Source organism: Virgibacillus subterraneus (assembly GCF_900110695.1).
Classification (GTDB): Bacteria; Bacillota; Bacilli; order Bacillales; family Amphibacillaceae; genus Lentibacillus; species Lentibacillus subterraneus.
This window is the reverse complement of record NZ_FOEH01000001.1, coordinates 608,214-623,558: the sequence shown is the minus strand read 5'-3', so window position 1 is coordinate 623,558 and position 15,345 is coordinate 608,214. Positions and strand designations below refer to the sequence as shown.

General features: G+C 33.3%; 13 protein-coding genes and 1 pseudogene. All 14 read right to left on the bottom strand.

The window, feature by feature from the left end; translation table 11 throughout:
• Window positions 1-33: 33 nt before the first annotated feature.
• The 14 genes and pseudogenes from BMY13_RS02990 to BMY13_RS02920 all read right to left on the bottom strand — a co-directional run bounded on the left by BMY13_RS02990 (window position 34) and on the right by BMY13_RS02920 (window position 15,325).
• On the bottom strand, window positions 34-1,353 hold the full coding sequence (locus tag BMY13_RS02990) for a nucleotide sugar dehydrogenase (protein WP_092502409.1): 1,320 nt from the start codon (window positions 1,351-1,353) through the stop codon (window positions 34-36).
• A gap of 86 nt (window positions 1,354-1,439) precedes the next feature.
• Window positions 1,440-2,606 (bottom strand): glycosyltransferase family 2 protein, encoded by a 1,167-nt coding sequence (locus BMY13_RS02985; protein ID WP_092502407.1) that lies wholly within the window; start codon window positions 2,604-2,606, stop codon window positions 1,440-1,442.
• 29 nt (window positions 2,607-2,635) lie between these two features.
• Window positions 2,636-3,703 carry a lipid II:glycine glycyltransferase FemX gene (locus BMY13_RS02980; protein ID WP_092502405.1) on the bottom strand — a complete coding sequence of 356 codons (1,068 nt, stop codon included), beginning with the start codon at window positions 3,701-3,703 and terminating at the stop codon, window positions 2,636-2,638.
• Window positions 3,704-3,757: 54 nt separating this feature from the next.
• Window positions 3,758-4,567: a sulfotransferase domain-containing protein gene (locus BMY13_RS02975; protein WP_092502403.1), complete on the bottom strand. Its 810-nt coding sequence runs from the start codon at window positions 4,565-4,567 to the stop codon at window positions 3,758-3,760.
• A gap of 21 nt (window positions 4,568-4,588) precedes the next feature.
• Window positions 4,589-5,227: a sugar transferase gene (locus BMY13_RS02970; RefSeq protein WP_245735987.1), complete on the bottom strand. Its 639-nt coding sequence runs from the start codon at window positions 5,225-5,227 to the stop codon at window positions 4,589-4,591.
• Window positions 5,228-5,316: 89 nt separating this feature from the next.
• Window positions 5,317-5,433 (bottom strand): annotated as a pseudogene (locus BMY13_RS19155) (aminotransferase DegT); the annotation flags it as partial.
• Window positions 5,434-5,625: 192 nt separating this feature from the next.
• Window positions 5,626-6,948 (bottom strand): UDP-glucose dehydrogenase family protein, encoded by a 1,323-nt coding sequence (locus BMY13_RS02960; protein WP_092502399.1) that lies wholly within the window; start codon window positions 6,946-6,948, stop codon window positions 5,626-5,628.
• Window positions 6,949-6,969: 21 nt separating this feature from the next.
• Window positions 6,970-7,848: a UTP--glucose-1-phosphate uridylyltransferase GalU gene (gene galU / locus BMY13_RS02955; RefSeq protein ID WP_092502397.1), complete on the bottom strand. Its 879-nt coding sequence runs from the start codon at window positions 7,846-7,848 to the stop codon at window positions 6,970-6,972.
• Between the two features lie 23 nt (window positions 7,849-7,871).
• The gene (locus BMY13_RS02950; protein WP_092502394.1) at window positions 7,872-8,825 is read right to left on the bottom strand and encodes a Wzz/FepE/Etk N-terminal domain-containing protein; all 954 of its coding nucleotides are present in this window, start codon (window positions 8,823-8,825) and stop codon (window positions 7,872-7,874) included.
• 878 nt (window positions 8,826-9,703) lie between these two features.
• Window positions 9,704-11,533 carry a polysaccharide biosynthesis protein gene (locus BMY13_RS02940; RefSeq protein ID WP_092502390.1) on the bottom strand — a complete coding sequence of 610 codons (1,830 nt, stop codon included), beginning with the start codon at window positions 11,531-11,533 and terminating at the stop codon, window positions 9,704-9,706.
• Between the two features lie 316 nt (window positions 11,534-11,849).
• Window positions 11,850-12,617 carry a tyrosine-protein phosphatase gene (locus tag BMY13_RS02935; RefSeq protein ID WP_092502388.1) on the bottom strand — a complete coding sequence of 256 codons (768 nt, stop codon included), beginning with the start codon at window positions 12,615-12,617 and terminating at the stop codon, window positions 11,850-11,852.
• Window positions 12,618-12,638: 21 nt separating this feature from the next.
• Window positions 12,639-13,331 carry a CpsD/CapB family tyrosine-protein kinase gene (locus BMY13_RS02930; RefSeq protein ID WP_092502385.1) on the bottom strand — a complete coding sequence of 231 codons (693 nt, stop codon included), beginning with the start codon at window positions 13,329-13,331 and terminating at the stop codon, window positions 12,639-12,641.
• Complete coding sequence (locus tag BMY13_RS02925) at window positions 13,312-14,070, bottom strand: YveK family protein (protein ID WP_092502383.1); 759 nt, start codon at window positions 14,068-14,070, stop codon at window positions 13,312-13,314. Before BMY13_RS02925 ends, BMY13_RS02930 begins: the two co-directional genes overlap by 20 nt.
• Window positions 14,071-14,590: 520 nt before the next feature.
• Window positions 14,591-15,325, bottom strand: coding sequence for a WecB/TagA/CpsF family glycosyltransferase (locus BMY13_RS02920; protein ID WP_092502381.1), 735 nt, complete (start codon window positions 15,323-15,325; stop codon window positions 14,591-14,593).
• Window positions 15,326-15,345 lie beyond the last annotated feature (20 nt).

The following is a 15,345-nucleotide window of genomic DNA, read 5'->3' as shown; positions in this document are numbered from 1 at the left end:
TCATCATACAAACTTATCTTCTCTCAAATTAAATTATAATCTCCAATAACTGTACCCTTTTTCCTTTATCTCCGATAAATCCAATGTACTTTTGGTATCAATTAGAACCTTTTCATTATTACTATAATCTCCAAACAAAGAATCTACATCTCCCCAACTCATCCTCTTAAATACATCATGAGCAACTGCTAGTACCAAACAATCAGCATCTTGAACTTCTCTTATATCAACTAAATCTATGCCATGCTCATATTTTACCTCTGCAGCATCAGCTTCAGGATCCACCACAACTGGTTCAATGCCATACTCTCTTAAGTTGTCAATAATGTCTACCACTTTTGAATTTCTTGTATCTGGTGTATTTTCTTTAAAAGTGATACCAAGAATAATCACCCTTGATTGCTTAACCACCTTATTAGCTAGAATAAGTTTCTTTATAATTGCATCAGCGACAAATTTACCCATTCCATCATTGATTTTTCTTCCAGATAAAACTATTTGGCTATGATACCCTAATTTCTCAGCTTCATAAACAAAATAATAGGGATCAACTCCTATACAGTGTCCTCCAACAAGACCTGGATAGAAATTAAGCGCATTCCATTTTGTATTCATTGCTTCAATAACATCTTTAGTATCTATATTCATACGATCAAAAACCATAGCAAGCTCATTCATAAAAGCAATGTTAATATCTCGCTGGCTATTTTCTACTACTTTAGCAGCTTCAGCCACTTTTATTGAGCTAGCTTTATGCACACCTGCTTCTATAACTACTTCATATACTTTTGCAATTTCTTCTAAACTCTCGTTGTCTATACCTGAAACAATTTTAATTATTTTTTCAAGTGTATTAACTTTATCACCAGGATTAATACGCTCTGGAGAATAACCAACCTTAAAATCAATCCCACATTTCAAACCGGATTCTTTTTCAAGAATAGGAATACAAATATCTTCTGTAACCCCCGGATAAACTGTAGATTCATAAACTACTATTGAATCTTTAGTGAGATTACGACCAACTATAGTACTAGCACCTTCCACTGGCGCAAGATCCGGTGTTTTGTCTGAGTTGATTGGAGTAGGAACTGCAATAATATGAAACTTTGCATCCTTAAGCTTAGATTCATCAGAAGTAAATCCTAATGTAGTTTCCTTAATTGTTTCATTGCCTACTTCATTTGTAGGGTCAATACCAGACTTATACAATTGTATTTTCTTTTCATTCAAGTCAAAACCGATGACATCGACTTTGTTTGTAAAAGCAACTGCTAATGGCATACCAACATAACCAAGACCAATTACTGAAATCTTTTCTTGCTTATTTATTAAACGTTCGTATAATTTCATAAAAATCTCCCTCAATATTAAAAAATAGTAAGATTAAATAGCCTATTAAAATATATTTTTCATAAATTATATTCTAGCATTTACTCTTACCTAGTACTCTCAGCCTTGTCCCAGAATGGCTTTACCTTCCCTGTCAACATATTATATACCCCAACCCACTGTGCAATTATTGTGACACAATAATAATATATTATATTTAAATACTTGTTATCCACTTTCGAAACAGCTTTCAGCACTGCTAGAAAATAGAACAAAACCTGACCCACAAAAGTGAACAAATAAAACCAAGTATCTACTATTAGAAAAGCATTTGACATAAACAATAGAATGTGCGATATCCACAATAAATACCTACATGTTCTATGACCAAAATAAAAATAGCTGTACCATTTATATTTAAAAATATTTAAAATTCTTATATCTGGTAAAATATTTTTCAAGATCCTTCTATTCATTCTCACCTTTCTTTTAAATTCATCATTAATTACTTCCCCAGCTTTTTCATATGCTATGGCATCATGATTGCAAATTGCTTTTTTCCCTTTCAATGCATAATACCTTGGCATATTACTATCATGAGATTTTAATGGTTCAAAATCATAGTATTCCGAGTTGCGACATGCATATATTGCTCCGTTCCCTGCAGTTATTGTTTGAATCTTGGATTCTATTTCTCGTATCCTTAAATCTTTTGACCAATAGCTTGATTCACTTTTACTAACAGATCCTTCTTTTTCATTTACAATAGCTAATCTTCCTGTAACATAACAAATGTCTTCAGAAGTAAAGGATGCCATCAGTTCTTTAACTGAATTATAATCTAGCATAGAATTTGCGTCGGTCATTACCAAATAATCTGTATTAACAAGTTTCTGTGCTTCATTTTGAGCATTTGTTTTACCCATTCTTTTTTTAACTCTGTATAGTTTGATGTTTTCATCAGGATTCTCTAATATAAAGTTTTCTACTATTTCATTGGTTTTATCGGTACTATTGTCTGAGGCTACAATGAATTTGATTTTATCTTTTGGATAAACTAATCTGACAATATTATTTAATTTTTCATAAATAACCTTCTCTTCATTATGTGCTACTACCATAATGGTCACTGAAGGTTCGTAATTATAGTCTTTTGATGTTTTTCTATATTTATATAACCTTCCTAGTACTTTTATTGAGAGCGAATAACCGATCATTCCCCAAAAGATAATAAACAAGCTTATATAAAAAAAGATGTAGTGAAATAATTCCATATTTTATCTCCCAATATATTTAAATTTCTTCAATTCTTATATCTATAAGCTGGAAAGAAGTTGGCATCACTATCAAAAACAGCTTCTTTCATTCTAATATTTAACAGTTCTCCATACTTTTCTTTATCGAAAATTTTTTTACCAATTGCAAAGTTTGTGTTCGAATTTCTATTAAAAGCTTTTTTAAATCTAAATAGACTATCTTCTTTCCCACCTAATCCACCACCTAAGTGGAAAAATTCAAATCCATTTTCAGAACCCCAACATGCAGCTTCATATAATAATAAGTTTGTTGGAGCGTAACTTAAATATTCTCTATTGGATGCCGATAAATGATAATGCATCTTTTGGTTTGAAAACAGGATCATCGACATTGCTATAATCTTCTCTTCTAGAACTGCATAAAACATCAAAGAATTATATTTTAAGTCATTAAGTATGCTTTTATAGAAACCTTCATTAAAGTAATAATAATTCTCTGCATCATCCTTATCCATTGTGGCCTTATACATTTCAATAAACTTTTCAAACAAATCTGGATTGCGGCCCCAGTAGATTTCAACTCCAGCTTTCTGGGCTTTTCTAATCACATTTCTATTTTTACCTTTTAAGTCATTCCAAATTTGATTCCTTGATTCTAACCTCATTGTTATTGTTTGCCCTAAGTTAATAACATTATCGTATACATATTTCATGCCATTAACATTATTTAATACTGGGTGAAATCTGACAAATTCACTTAAAATATTATTTTTTTTACAGTAATCCCTATATTCTAATTCTAGTTTGACAAGGGTACTTTCTGTAGGATGACCATCTACTATAAACCCACCATAACCATAAGGCGTAGTTATATCATAATATGTGTTTAAGGGGATTTTTCCATTGAAACCCGGAACTTCACTGATATCTCTTAGCATAACAACATTTATTGCTCTAATATCTTCCTCTTCATAGTAAAAAAGAATTGGCTTTCCATCTCCATGAATTTCGAATGCTCGGATGTAATCTGAAAGATAATATACATCGTAATTCTCGAAATTTTTAACTATCTCATCCCATTTTTCTGAACTATCTATTCCGATAACTGATAACAAATGCCCACACCCTTAATTTCTTACATTTTACTGTTCAAAATTTGCTTACTTAATTTAAATGAACTGCTCAAAATCAGTTCCTTTAATATCTTGATAAATTATATCAACAATGCTCTGTGGTAGATTTCCCTTCCATTTATCAAAGGTTATATCCTTTTTATATACACTATACGGATCTTCATCTTTTTTGCTTTTTGAAGAATTAATAAATTCTAGGGTTTGTACATCAATTTCTAAGTTGCAAAATTGATACATCTCTTTAGTGATTTCTTCAGTATTTGTTACTAAGTCTTCATATTTAATTATCATCACTTTTTCAGGGTATGTTTCTTTCGCCCATAAAAACAGCTTTGTTGCTTCTTTCCATTTTTCATAACCAAAGTATTCCTCTGGTTTGAATATATTTCGATTTTGAGCGAATCGCCACTCTTGTTCGAAATCTAACTCAGGCGGAAACTCCTTTGGTGCATTCCTCCAAGAGCTTAAAGTTGCAAATGGGTTCCTAACAATAGCAATGATTTTTAGGTTTTCAACTTCTTCTAATAGTTTTGGAGCCATGTAATGGTATCTAACCATCTTTGTTACTAACGTGTCTGGCGAATCACTCTTTTTGTTGAATTTTGGATAGTGACCACTTTCAATTTGTTTAGTTTGATTTAAAAATTCATCATTTGTATTGTATAATCTTTCATAATAATTTAAGATCTCTGCCTTACTACTTCTTACATTTATCGCATCTTTAAAGGCGTATGAAAACAAAGGTTGAAATTTGTACTTGGTATTAGTAGAACTATTAAATATTTGCCCTAACCATGATGTGCCTGATCTTGGAACCCCATGTATTGAGATGATTTGCCTAGACATATATTTTTACTCCCTCACTATCTACAATTCTTTAAATTCTTTAGAAACTTCTTCTTTATGAACTGCTTCTTGGTTAAATACAACAAACACTGTCTTTAACAATATTTTAATGTCTACCAGAAAGGTAAGCGTTTCAACGTAAATTAAATCATATTTAACTTTCTCAGACCAACTTAGTGATTGTCTTCCGTTAACTTGTGCTAAGCCAGTAACTCCTGGCCTAACCATGTGACGTTTTCGATTTTCTTTTGGAAGCTGGTCTACAACTTTTTCTACAGTCGGTCTAGGTCCAACGATGCTCATATCACCTTTCAATATATTTAAAAGTTGAGGAATCTCATCTAAACTAGTTTTTCTTAAAATGTTACCAATTTTAGTTACCCTAACGTCATTTTTGCTTGTTTTTAATCCAGTACCTAAACGGTCCGCGTTATTAACCATTGTCCTAAACTTATAAATGTTAAACTTTAAATTATTTTTCCCAACTCTCTCTTGAATAAAAAGTATCGGCCCTTTAGAATCAAGTTTTATAATAATAGCAATTGCTATTAAGAGTGGACTACAAACTATTGTTGCTACCAATGACAAAATAAAATCTACTGGCCTTTTTATAAATCTTCTATAGATGTCAAATTTGGAATTTATCATTTCTCTAAACACAGCCCTTTTATAACCCCAACAACTCTACTTAAGTCTATATCTTTCATTTCCGTATCACTAGGCAAACAAACACCGTTCTCAAGCAATTCACTGACATTCTTACTTAAGGCAGCAATCCAGTTCGTATCAAATGGTTCTTTAACGTATTCTTTTTCATAATCCTCAACACTCATATGTGGTGACGAGAGAAATATTTTATTTCCCATTATCAAAGACTTCCTTCCGTAGTAAAGTACATATACATTTAAAATCTTCTTAGTTGTTTAGTACTTAACTGGAATTACAATTCATTATCTCTATCCAACCAACTACTAACCTACTAAAAACTAATCAGCATAGTAGTGTGCCTCCGTTCGCTACAGTAAGGAGGCATCACCTCTTATATTTATTTAACTTTCTTATAATATATAGTCTTTCTTCTTCATATCAGTAGGCCTCCCCACCGAATGATACTCAATTCCAACTTCCTTCATCTTGTCTAGTGAGAAGCAATTCCTACCATCAATAACCAATGGATATTTCATTGACCTAAAAACTTCCAAATTAACATGTTTAATCTCATCCCACTCGGTAATAATTAACGTAGCGTCACTACCTTCAACCGCTGCTTCCACACTACCCTCATAAACCATTTTATCACTCAATAATGTTTTTGCATTATCTGTCGCAATTGGGTCATAACCAAAAACTTCCGCACCTTGTTCGATAAGATTATTTGTTATCACAATCGAAGCAGCTTCTCTCATATCATCTGTATTCGGTTTAAAAGCTAATCCCAGTACAGCAATCCGCTTACCTTCCAATGAATCAAAACGCTCATTTAACTTATCTAATAATAGAGCTTGCTGTTTTTGATTAACTTTTACGACACCTTTTAATAGTTCGAAGTCATATTCAACATTACCAGCAATCTGGATTAAAGCCTTTGTATCTTTTGGGAAACAAGATCCACCATAACCAATGCCGGCTTTCAGGAATTTATCACCAATACGCTTATCCATTCCCATACCTTTAGCGACATCTTCTACATTTGCATTCACACGGTCGCAGATATTAGCAATCTCATTGATAAAACTTATCTTCGTTGCTAAGAAAGCGTTAGAGGCATACTTTATCATTTCCGCACTCCTTATGTCCGTTTTATAAATTGGAACACCAAAGCCTTTATTCACTTCTTCAATAAGATTCGCAGCATATTCACTATCAGATCCAAGAACAATTCGGTCTCCATTAAATGAATCTTCAATTGCAGAGCCTTCTTTTAGGAATTCAGGATTGGAAACGACGTCAATTCTTACGTTGTTAACTAGGTTTGCTTGAATCACTTCTTTAATTTTATCATTCGTACCAACTGGAACCGTACTCTTTGTAACGACTACTGTATCTTTTGATACATCTATTGCTATATCTATTGCAACTTGTTTTACAAACTTCATATCTGCAGAGCCATCTTCTTTTTCTGGTGTGCCTACTGCGATATATACAGCATCAGCATTATAAAATCCATTTGCATGGTCCGTTGTGAAGAATAAACGGTCTTTTTCTATATTCTTAGTCATTAATTCTGACAGACCTGGTTCATAAATAGGGGAAATCCCATTATTCATTTTTTCCACTTTTGCTTCATCGATGTCAATACAAGTAACACGGTGTCCTATTTCCGAAAGACAAACACCTGTTACCAACCCAACATAACCTGTACCAACGACAGAAATATTCATTCTACCTCACCTATCCTGCAGTTATAGTTTCGATTTTTCCATTAATAGATCTTTAAGCATTTGTTCAACTTCCTCACCAAACTCTTGGTTTTGTAGTGCAAATTCAAGATTTGTTCGGATAAACCCTAACTTCTCACCAACATCATACCGCTTACCTTCAAAATTATAAGCATAAACCTTCTGCAACTCATTTAACTTCTGAATTGCATCTGTTAGCTGAATTTCTCCACCTGCACCGATTTCATGCTTATCCAGGAAACTCATGATTTCAGGATTAAAAATGTAACGTCCCATAATAGCAAGATTGGAAGGAACTGAACCGTGTTTAGGTTTTTCGACAAAATTATTCACTTGATAACGTCTGCCTTCAATGGTATTTGGATCCACTATCCCGTAACGATGTGTTTGATCATCGGGGACCTGTTGCACACCTACAATGGAACTTTGTGTTTCTTCGTACTGTTGAATCAACTGTCTTAGCCCAGGTGTTTCTGCTTGAACAATATCATCACCTAAAAGTACTGCAAATGGCTCATTACCAATAAACTTACGTGCACACCATATGGCATGCCCTAGTCCTTTTGGCTCTTTCTGCCTAATGAAATGAAGGTCAACATTAGATGCGTAGTTTATTTTATCTAATAGCTCAAACTTTTCTTTTTTCATAAGGTTATCTTCTAACTCAAAATTATGATCAAAGTGATCTTCAATAGCACGTTTACCTTTACCTGTAACAATGATAATATCTTCAATGCCTGATTCAATTGCCTCTTCTACGATATATTGAATGGTAGGCTTATCTACAATTGGAAGCATTTCTTTTGGCATTGCTTTTGTTGCTGGTAAGAATCTAGTACCAAGTCCAGCTGCTGGAATAATAGCTTTTTTAACTGTTTTCACTTCGATGACCTCCTTCCAGCAAATTAGTTATTAATATCTTTACGAGCCTCCTGCTTAAAATATTCACGAACAAAAACAACAAACACACCGACCATTAATCCTAATACTAACGAAATAGCCAAATTCAACATCTTATTAGGTGAAATTGAACCTTTAGGCACAAATGTAGCTGACAACACGTTCGTACTTATGTCCACAATGTTCATTGTACTGATGCTTCTTACTTCATCATATTTATTGCTATAAAAATTATATAAAGAAGTTAAGTCATCTATCTCTCTATTAATCTTTTTATATTTAACTTGCTTGGCTTTATTTAAGTTATTAAGTTCATTTAGAAGATCTTTATTTGCTTCCAACACATACTCACTACCTGAAGCATTTTGTTGGAATAAGATTAATGTAGGCAAGTCTTCACCCGCACCAAGATTATTATATTCTTCTACGGCTTTCGTGATTTGCTTATCTTCCTCCTTCATCTTAGACTGATATTCTTCCTCTAGTAAAGTTAGTCTCGCCTGAATATTCTTACCTAATTCATCTCTCGTTAATGAAATTGCAGTATCTATAATTGCTTTGATATCTTCTCTATTTGTACCTTCCATAGAAATCGAGATGAATGAATTTGATACTTCACCCTCCGCATTAGGTAGTTCAACATTAATTTTGTCTTGCAATTGGCCAATTGTTGAATCCAAATTTTCTTTTTTAACAAGTTTTTCTAAAACTATAGTTGATTTCATCGTCTGCTCAAAAACTTCTGGCTTAGTCATTTCATTTATATACGGTTGAACTGTTTCAGGTACTGAAGCAACATTATGTACTGTTACTTTCGCATTCCCTTTGTATACTGGATTGGCAATAAAAAAACTATAAACAAAACTTATTAATAACGCCACAATTGTTATACCAACAATAATCCATTTACCTCTCCATAATTTCTCTATTATCTCTCTCAAGCTGATTTCTTCTTCCAACTAATTCACCCCTGAATTGCACGTTAATAAAATTAATGAGCATCTTATTTTTCAAACATTTTGACCTTTTATATAGAAAAGTGCTTTATTAACTAACAAAGCTAGTATCAACCAACTTAAAACGGAAATCACTGAAAAACTATATATTAACTGCCTCTCAAAAACCTGAAGAATTAATATACCTATAAAGAATGATACTAATGTTTTAAGTCTATGATCAGTAGATACATTTTTCGTTCCTTTATTAGCGACATAATGATCCACAACACACACGAATAACAGTAATCCAACTAAACCACCTTGATAGAAAAGCTGCACATATAAACTGTGTAAATAACCATTTAGTAATTCAAACTGGACATTATTCCCAAGTCCCAATAAGACCTTATCGGAATCTACTACGTTGTTAATGGCTCCCTCCCATAGTCTCTGTCTTCCACTGAAAAGGGATTAGTCAGTATACTTTAAACTAACCTCATTTAAAAATGTCCCAATTTCAGTTCCTTTAATTTTTATACAAAGAAAGTAATTAATATACTTAATGTAACCATTGCATTTATTACTAGTTTTATATAATTAACAGTTTAATTCCAAAAAGAGTACATAAATAGCATTGGATATATTATAAATGTTTCCTTAATTATACTGATAAATATAAACATAAAATAAGTAACTGTTAAATATAGTAAGTATTGTACATTTATTTCGAAGTTTCCATTTACGTTAACAATATAGTAAAAAAAGAACAAAGTCGTCATACTCACTAATAAGACGGTGTATTTGGAAATATGTAATTGCTTAACAAAAAAGAAATAATAAATGGACCTATTAAAGAAAGACTTTTCTTTGATTTCATATCCCACATTTTCCCCAACTCATTAATTACTAACTATTTCTTTAATGTTGTTTTTTTGATTTGCTATTAGTAACAATTCTTCTTTCAACCCGTTATTGGATAGGTATTTAAATTCACTAGTAATTGTTTTAACGACATCTGTATTAACCCTATTCGTCTTACCAATATAAATTTTATCAAACACTTGTTTAGGATAAACTTCATCTATACTTAAAAGTTCTTCAAACATTTTCTCCCCTGGTCGTTTCCCTGTATAGTTTATCGTGACTTCCTCTTCCGTGAAACCGGATAATTTGATAAGATTTTTGGCTAAATCGACAATTTTTACCGGTTCACCCATATCCAAAACAAATATTTCTCCTCCTCGCGCTAGTGTTCCTGCTTGGATAACCAAGCGTGACGCCTCTGGTATTGTCATGAAATAGCGTGTCATTTCTGGGTGAGTAACTGTAACAGGACCACCTTTTTCAATCTGCTTTTTAAATAATGGGATAACACTACCACTACTTCCTAATACATTCCCAAATCTAACCGCAACGAATTTGGTTTTGCTTTGGAAACTCAAATCCTGGATAACCATCTCGGCGATTCGTTTTGTAGCTCCCATCACATTGGTGGGGTTGACCGCTTTATCAGAAGAAACAAGAACAAACGTTTCTACGCAAAATGCATCAGCTGATTCTGCGACATTTTTCGTGCCAAGAACATTGTTTTTCACAGCTTCATGTGGGTTATACTCCATTAGTGGCACATGTTTGTGTGCTGCTGCATGATAGATCGTTGTCGGTTTATGTTCTTTCACTATTTCAAATATGCGGTTCCGATCTTGTACATCACCAATAATAGGCACAATTTCTATTCCCAAATTGCCAAACTTTTCACGAAGCTCCATTTCAATGGTATAAATGCTAAATTCGCCATGTCCCACAAGTACTATTTTGCTAGGTGTGAACCTCATAAGCTGTCTGCAAATTTCTGAGCCAATCGATCCGCCTGCACCTGTAACAAGAATGGTTGTATTCGTTACATTTTCAGATATCGCATCAATATCTAATTCAACCGGCTCCCGTCCTAGAAGGTCCTCAACCTCAACATTTTTCAACTGACTGACTGAAACCTTCCCGGTCATAATATCTTCAATTTTGGGAATCATTTGAGTTTTAGCATTTGTTTTATTGCACTCCACAATAATTTTATTTAACGCACCATTACGTAAAGATGGAATGGCTATTACAATATGTTCAATGCTCTTCTTCTCAACTATCTTTGCTATATCCTTAACCCGTCCCATAACTGGCAAATTATAAAGCTGCATCTTCTGTTTTGAAAAATCATCATCGACAAATGCAACAGGTTGTAACTCAGATGTATTATTGTTGTTCTTTAATTGACGAACAATCATAGCTCCTGCTGATCCAGCTCCGACTATAAGTGTGCGCTTTTTATTTGTTCCTTCAGTAATGTATCGGTCACGAACAATTCTCCATAAAAACCGGGATCCTCCAATTAATATAACGTGTAGCATCCAAGTTACTACTAGCGCTCTCCTGTAAATGGCAAAATCATTCACAATGTATTGAATGACTCCAGCAGATACAATAGATAATGTAATTGCTTGAACAATTGCAATCAATTCTCCAACACTAGCATATGCCCAAACCTTATTATATAATTTATAAATAAAAGCCCAAAGGTGATGGAAAAATAAGAGTGCAATTGAACTAATTAATAAAGCAGGCATTGCAAATACTGATATATCCGGATAAACAATCCATGATGCGACAAATATTGCTAAACTAACAATTAGCGAATCTAGCAATATTAACAAAGACATCCTTTTACGATATGTCAAACTAGCCTCTCCTTTCGGTATTTCTTGATGTAGTTGAAGTATATATTATTATTATATTTAAATGATTAAGCTATAGTTTTTGTCGAAATTAGTCTTAAATATTATAACACTTTTAGACATACAAAAAAACAGACCCAGTTTAATTCATATCGGTTGCCAAACTCCTCGTAAACTATAACTATCTATGTATGCAATACTAAAGACCCATTTTTGAGTCAAAATCTGCCTTTTAGTATACTCCCATGTATAAAGATAGGCAAGAACAAGTTACAATTATATAATAATAAAAAAGCTATACAAATATATGTATAACTTTTTAAAGCAGACCTAGAATTTTCTTCTTTTTTATATATGTTGGTTGACTTCTATTTACGGTTTTTCCTTCAATTAAGAGTTGACTGTTTTCCATAAACTGATAGAATGTCTCAGACCCATACTCATTACGTAGCATTTGATATGCTTCATATAAATGAAAATCCCTTGTTGTCGTGTTATGTGCGTCAGATGCTATAAAGTGGGTCAGGTTAGCATCAATCAATTTATGAGATAGTTTTTGTACATTTTTTCCGAGGTTGCCGACAAAACTGGCTGCAGTAATTTGTGTTAACGCTCCAGTACGAACAAAGTCATATAAAATAGAGGGATGTTCAATAATTCTTTTGTTTCGTTCCGGATGTACAATGATTGGGATATATTCTGCCATTTGGATATCGAATAGTAATTGCCTCGTATATCGAGGTACCTCTGAAGTAGGTAATTCGACAAATATATATTTTGTATTTCTGTTTAATGGAAGAATATCTTCACTAGTGAGATCATTTAATAGATCTCCGTTTATTCGTGGCTCTTGCCCTGGTAAGATTGTTAAAGGGATATCAACTTCCAATAGTTTGTTATTTAAGTGCTCAATATTGCGCAATATACTTTCTTTATTATTTGTATATCTGCCATTTTTGTGATGCGGTGTGGCGATAATGGTGTGTATACCTTGATCAACTGCCTGTTTAGCCATTTCAATACTTTGTGGTAATGTTGAAGGTCCGTCATCAACGTTAGGCAATATGTGACAATGTATGTCAATCATTTATATCACACCTCTCTGTTATTAGTTTATACCATAATAATAGTAGTTCTGTGATTCCTTTTGTTCACGATCATTCAAAATAGTACCAAGTAATTTTGCTTTGCCAGGACTTAGTAATTCTACAGCTTTTCTTGCTGCCTCATTTTCCGTATGTTTACTACGTACTACTAGAATTGCCCCCTGACAAATATTTGTTATAATCTGCGCATCAGTAACTGCTAATACTGGGGGGGTATCAAATAATATAATGTCATATAGTTGAGACGCCTCATTGAGCATTTGCTTCATTTTTTTCGATGCTAGTAATTCGGATGGGTTAGGTGGAATCGGGCCACATGAAATAATATCAAGGTTATTGATTTCACTTGTTGAAATTGCCTCCTCCAGCGATATATCACCGACTAACATATTGCTTAATCCCCTTAGATTATCTAGTCGAAATGTATAATGCACCGTGGGCTTCCTTAAATCTGCATCTATCAACAATACTTTCTTTCCTTGCTGTGAATAAACAACAGCTAAATTTGCCACTGTTACCGATTTCCCCTCACCTGGACCGGAGGACGTTACCATTATGGACTTTAATTCCTCATCAACCGATGTGAATTGAAGATTCGTGCGAATAGTTCTATACTGCTCAGAAACTGGTGATCTGGGATTTTGGTTTGTAATTAGGTTTCTTATTTTATTATTACTACCCCTTTTTCGAGCCATACAGTTGCCTCCTATCTGAGCGGTTTAGTGTTGGTTTAAAACGTTTCTGTTGTACATCCCCATCATTTATATGTGTAATCACTCCAAGTACCGGGAGATCTAATGTATTTTCAACATCTTCTTCTGACTTTATAGTGTTATCTAGATACTCTAGTAGAAAAGCCGTTCCAACACCTATCATTCCTCCTAATACTACTGCGATAGCGATGTTGAGCATAGGCCTTGGACTAACAGGGGAAGGGTTCTCCTTCATTTCTGCTTCCGATAAGGTGTGAACATTGTCTACGTTCATCAAATCAGGAATTTTGGTCTGGAAAATCTGAACAGTAGTATTCGCTATCTGTGTTGCTAGATTTGAATTTGTATCTGTTACAGTAACTGTAACAACTTGTGAATTTTCCTCGTTTATAACATTTATTTTATTTTGTAGTTGTGTAACTGAGTAGGAAAGGTTTAATTCTTTAACAACCTCCTCAAGAATAGCAGGGCTTTTAATAATGATATTATATGTATTAATAAGTTCAACATTTGAACGAATATCTTTAACATTATAATTAGCGCTTCTATCCTGTTCGCTTTGATTTACAATGAACTGGGAACTTGATTCGTATGTTGGTGTGAGAAAAACATAACTTATGATTGTACTTATAATAGCTGCCCCAATAATGAATGATAGAATTAATAGAAACTTCTTTTTGATTACATCGAATATTTCTTTAAGAGATATAGTTTCTTCCATGGTGTTCCTCCAGATATATAATTTGCTTGTTAGTTTTAAGTACCCTGCTTTAGGGATAAATAATCATTTACTTTAAGAGCATTTCGAAATAATGAAGTTCTTTTTGGGTGTGGAATATATTTCCTCTAACAAACAGGCTACTACTTTACCTTGGCAAACTAGACAAAAACGTGACACGTAATTAAAATATAATTTTAAAAATGTTAAAATTTTACTACACATTTTCATGAAGAAAATGTAAAATAGGTTATATGTACTTTGTATAAGGATTTTGACCTAAGTTTAAGAGAAAATGGCTTTTATATTGTGGCGTTGTTATTACATATTTTGTTGAATCAGTCAGTCTAGAAGGTCATGGTGAAATTACGGACGATGGTCTGTGGTATTATGCAGTGGATGATAAAAGTATTAACAGTGTGCAAATCGAATTACGTGATAATCTGAATTTATAATCAAATGTAGATGGTTTTGCTGAGTATGATAAGCTAAGAGAGATATATTAAAAAGCTAGTGTGTGCCACTAGCTTTTTCTGAACATTATACGAACCATAAATTCAAACACTTTCAAAATACGCTTTACCCGAAATGGTTGTTTCAACAATCGGTAAAGCCATTCAAGATTAAGTTTGATCCATATTTCAGGTGCGCGGTTAACCTCACCAGCAAGAACATCAAGACTGCCTCCCACTCCCATAAATATTCCCTTTTGAAATCGTACACTATGCCTAGCAATCCAGAGTTCCTGTCTCGGAAGACCTAAAGCTACAAAAACGATATCAGCATTAGCGTTTTGAACCTTCTCTACAAGTTCTTGGTCATCCAATTTAAAGAAACCGTGGTGACGTCCAGCAATATTTATATTGGGAAATCGTTTTTCCACTTCCAATACAGCTTTTTCGTTAACCTCTTCTTTTGCTCCTAAGAAGAAACAACTTAATCTTTTTTCATTGGCGAATTCGAGCAAATCTAGCATTAAGTCGTAGCCAGCTATTCGTTCCTGAAGTGGTAGTTTCATATATTTAGCTGCTATTAAAATACCTGCACCATCTGGTACCACATAATCTGCTGACTGGACCGCTTGTTCATACTGTTCATTTTCACGTGTCTTCATAACAATTTCTGGATTCGCTGTAACGATAAATTGTTTATGTTCATTCATTAAGCTTGGATAGATATGATTTTTTAAGAAAATATCTTTTGTTGCGTTTATAAAATTAACGTTCATTATTTTTACTGTTTTCAATTGATTAGTCATATTTTGCAACCTTTCCTGCT

What these genes read in the sequence shown, in the direction of transcription:
- BMY13_RS02990 (WP_092502409.1), bottom strand. Translation starts at nt 1,353, where the DNA reads ATGAAATTATACGAACGTTTAATAAATAAGCAAGAAAAGATTTCAGTA.
- BMY13_RS02985 (WP_092502407.1), bottom strand. Translation starts at nt 2,606, where the DNA reads ATGGAATTATTTCACTACATCTTTTTTTATATAAGCTTGTTTATTATC.
- BMY13_RS02975 (WP_092502403.1), bottom strand. Translation starts at nt 4,567, where the DNA reads ATGTCTAGGCAAATCATCTCAATACATGGGGTTCCAAGATCAGGCACA.
- BMY13_RS02960 (WP_092502399.1), bottom strand. Translation starts at nt 6,948, where the DNA reads ATGAATATTTCTGTCGTTGGTACAGGTTATGTTGGGTTGGTAACAGGT.
- BMY13_RS02935 (WP_092502388.1), bottom strand. Translation starts at nt 12,617, where the DNA reads ATGATTGACATACATTGTCACATATTGCCTAACGTTGATGACGGACCT.
- BMY13_RS02930 (WP_092502385.1), bottom strand. Translation starts at nt 13,331, where the DNA reads ATGGCTCGAAAAAGGGGTAGTAATAATAAAATAAGAAACCTAATTACA.
- BMY13_RS02925 (WP_092502383.1), bottom strand. Translation starts at nt 14,070, where the DNA reads ATGGAAGAAACTATATCTCTTAAAGAAATATTCGATGTAATCAAAAAG.
- BMY13_RS02920 (WP_092502381.1), bottom strand. Translation starts at nt 15,325, where the DNA reads ATGACTAATCAATTGAAAACAGTAAAAATAATGAACGTTAATTTTATA.